The 3,035-nt window shown below is 72.1% G+C and carries 4 protein-coding genes; 3 read left to right on the top strand and 1 reads right to left on the bottom strand.

Annotated features, from left to right (window positions below; all coding sequences use genetic code 11):
- The first annotated feature begins 31 nt into the window (after positions 1 to 31).
- Positions 32 to 697, top strand: a complete 666-nt coding sequence (locus NUH29_RS14545; RefSeq protein WP_258799990.1) for a DsbA family oxidoreductase — start codon at positions 32 to 34, stop codon at positions 695 to 697.
- Between the two features lie 115 nt (positions 698 to 812).
- Here NUH29_RS14545 and NUH29_RS14540 read toward each other — a convergent pair whose 3' ends face one another.
- Positions 813 to 1,292, bottom strand: coding sequence for an aminoacyl-tRNA deacylase (locus NUH29_RS14540; RefSeq protein ID WP_258799987.1), 480 nt, complete (start codon positions 1,290 to 1,292; stop codon positions 813 to 815).
- 40 nt (positions 1,293 to 1,332) lie between these two features.
- On the opposite strand from NUH29_RS14540, the gene dusB reads away from it, so the two are divergent.
- Both dusB and dgt read left to right on the top strand, forming a co-directional pair.
- The gene (gene dusB, locus NUH29_RS14535) at positions 1,333 to 2,523 is read left to right on the top strand and encodes a tRNA dihydrouridine synthase DusB (protein WP_258799986.1); all 1,191 of its coding nucleotides are present in this window, start codon (positions 1,333 to 1,335) and stop codon (positions 2,521 to 2,523) included.
- Between the two features lie 37 nt (positions 2,524 to 2,560).
- Positions 2,561 to 3,035: dGTP triphosphohydrolase (gene dgt / locus NUH29_RS14530; protein WP_258799988.1), on the top strand; the 475-nt coding region annotated here is incomplete at its 3' end.

Below are 3,035 nucleotides of genomic sequence, written 5' to 3'. Positions count from 1 at the left end.
TAGCAGTAGACGTGACGTGGTTCCGGTCGAGGTGACTCCCGAACCCCTCAAGATCGACATCTGGTCCGACATCGCGTGCCCGTGGTGCTTCATCGGCAAGCGCCGCTTCGAGGCGGGCGCCGCCGAGGCGGGGGTGGAGGTCGAGATCGAGTACCACTCCTTCGAGCTGTCGCCCGACACGCCCGTCGACTTCGCCGGCTCCGAGGTGGAGTACCTCTCCGGCCACCGGGGGATCCCGGCGTCGACCGCCGAGCAGATGATCGCCCGGGTCACGGGCATCGCCGAGACGGTCGGGCTGCACTACGACTACGACGCACTGCAGCACACCAACACCGTGAAGGCGCACCAGCTGCTGCACTACGCGAAGCTGCGCGGCCGCCAGCTCGAGATGAAGGAGCGCCTGCTGAGGGCGTACTTCGAGGAGGGCCGCCACGTGGGGCGCGTCGAGGATCTCGCCGATCTCGCCGCCGAGCTCGGTTTCGACCGCGCCGACGTCGTGCGCTCCCTCGAGGCCGACGAGCACCTCGCCGACGTGCGCGAGGATCAGCAGGTCGCGCAGGACTTCGGCATCCAGGGTGTCCCGTTCTTCGTCATCGATCGCAAGTACGGCGTCTCGGGCGCGCAGGAGGCGGCGACGTTCGCCGAGGTGCTGCGCCAGGTGGCGGCCGAGAAGGCGGATGCGGAGCTCGCCTCGTGAGCGGCCTGATCCCGCTCGGCGACCCGGCCGCGGTCGCCTGCGAGGGCGACGTCTGCGAGGTGCCCGGCTCCGCGCCGGTTGAGTAGCGCCCGAAGGGCGCGTGTCGAAACCGACCTCAACGCTGGGGCGCGGGCTCCGAGATGTCGGCCACCGTCGCACCGAGCCCGGCGATGAGCGCGTCGGCGTCGACGAAGAGGCTCGTCCCGTGCTCGCCGGCGCCCATCGACACCCGGCGTCCGACGACCCGCTCGTCGACGTAGACGGGCCACGCGGTGGTCGAGCCGAGCGGGGTGATCGTGCCGCGTTCGTAGCCGGTGGCGTCGAGCGCCTGGCCGGCGTCGGGCAGCTGCAGCTTGTTGACGCCGACGAGCGCCCGCAGTTTCGGCCACGAGATCACCCGGTCGCCCGGGATCTCCGCGAAGAGGAAGGTGCCGTCGGCGCGCTTCACCACGAGCGACTTGACGATGTCGGCCGGGGTGATCCCGAGGATCTCGGCGGCCTCCTCGAGGGAGCCCGCCGCCTGCCGCTCCACGAACTCCACCGCGATGCCGCGGGCTGCCGCATCCGCCGCCACCCGTTCACGCCCTGCGCCCACGTCCGGTCTCCTCACGGTTCGATCTGGAAGAATCGAGGGGATGTCCACCCTATTCGCGCCCCCGGCGCCCGCGCCCGCGATCGGCCCCCTGCGGCTCGACGTGCCCGTCGTGCTCGCCCCGATGGCCGGGATCACGAACACCGCGTTCCGCCGGCTGTGCCGCGAGTACGGCGCCGGTCTCTACGTCTCCGAGATGATCACGAGCCGCGCGCTCGTCGAGCGCACCCCCGAGTCGATGCGTCTCATCCGTCACCACGAGTCGGAGACGCCGCGGTCGATCCAGCTCTACGGGGTCGACCCGAAGACGGTGGCCGAGGCGGTGCGCATGCTCGTGGCGGAGGACCGCGCCGACCACATCGACCTCAACTTCGGCTGCCCGGTGCCGAAGGTCACCCGCAAGGGCGGGGGAGCGGCGCTGCCGTGGAAGCTCGACCTGTTCCGTGCGATCGTCGAGGGTGCGGTCGAGGCGGCCGGGCCGCTCCCGCTGACCGTGAAGATGCGCAAGGGCATCGACTCCGACCACCTCACCTACCTCGAAGCCGGGCGCATCGCGGAGGGGGCGGGCGTCGCGGCGGTCGCCCTGCACGCCCGCACGGCGGCCGAGTTCTACTCCGGCACCGCCGACTGGTCGGCCATCGCCACCCTGAAGCAGACCGTCACGAGCGTGCCCGTGCTCGGCAACGGCGACATCTGGAGCGCAGCGGATGCGGTGCGCATGGTCGAGGAGACGGGGTGCGACGGCGTCGTGGTCGGCCGCGGCTGCCTCGGCCGACCGTGGTTGTTCGGCGATCTCGCGTCGGCGTTCACCGCCCGCAGCCGGTCGAGTAGCGAGCGCAGCGCGCGTGTCGAGACCAAGGCCGAGCCGACGCTCGGCGAGGTGGCGTTCGCGTTCCGCAGGCACGCCGAGCTCCTCGTCGAGTTCTTCGACGACGAGAACCGCGCCTGCCGCGACATCCGCAAGCACGTCGCCTGGTACTTCAAGGGCTACGCGGTCGGCGGGGAGCTGCGCGCCGCGCTCGCCCAGGCGTCGAGCCTCGCCGAGATCGACGAGCTGCTCGGACGCCTCGACCCCGACCAGCCGTACCCGGGCGCGGACGCCGAGGGCCAGCGCGGGCGCGCCGGCACCCCGAAGCAGCCCGCCCTGCCCGAGCGCTGGCTCGACTCGCGCGAACTGCAGGAGACCCACCGCATCGCCCTGACGGAGGCGGAACTGGACACCAGCGGTGGCTGAACTCGCGCCGGGCTATGGCGACGCCGACGCCGAGCGCATGCTGCCGGAGCAGCACTCCACCCGCCGCAGCGACTTCGCGCGCGATCGTGCCCGCATCCTGCACTCGAGCGCGCTGCGCCGCCTCGCCGTGAAGACGCAGGTGCTGAGCCCGACCGCCGGCCTCGACTTCGCGCGCAACCGGCTCACCCACTCGCTCGAGGTGGCGCAGGTGGGGCGCGAGCTCGCCGTCAACCTCGGGCTCGACCCCGACGTCGTCGACACCGCGTGCCTCGCCCACGACCTCGGGCATCCGCCCTACGGACACAACGGCGAGCGGGCGCTCAACGACTGGGCCGCCGACATCGGCGGTTTCGAGGGCAACGCGCAGACCCTGCGCCTGCTGACGCGCCTCGAGCCCAAGGTGTTCGACGACGCCGGGCGCGCCTACGGGCTGAACCTCACGCGCGCGAGCCTCGACGCGAGCTGCAAGTACCCGTGGCCCGAGCAGGAGGGCATCCCGGATCCGTCCGGCC

The organism is Protaetiibacter mangrovi, from assembly GCF_024752305.1.
GTDB classification, from domain to species: Bacteria; Actinomycetota; Actinomycetes; order Actinomycetales; family Microbacteriaceae; genus Homoserinibacter; species Homoserinibacter mangrovi.
The sequence above is the reverse complement of the archived record's forward strand: the minus strand, read 5'-3'. Positions and strand labels throughout refer to the sequence as shown.

Bases quoted from the DNA above. Each gene is read 5' to 3' on its own strand.
- dusB (WP_258799986.1), top strand. From the start codon at position 1,333: ATGTCCACCCTATTCGCGCCCCCGGCGCCCGCGCCCGCGATCGGCCCC.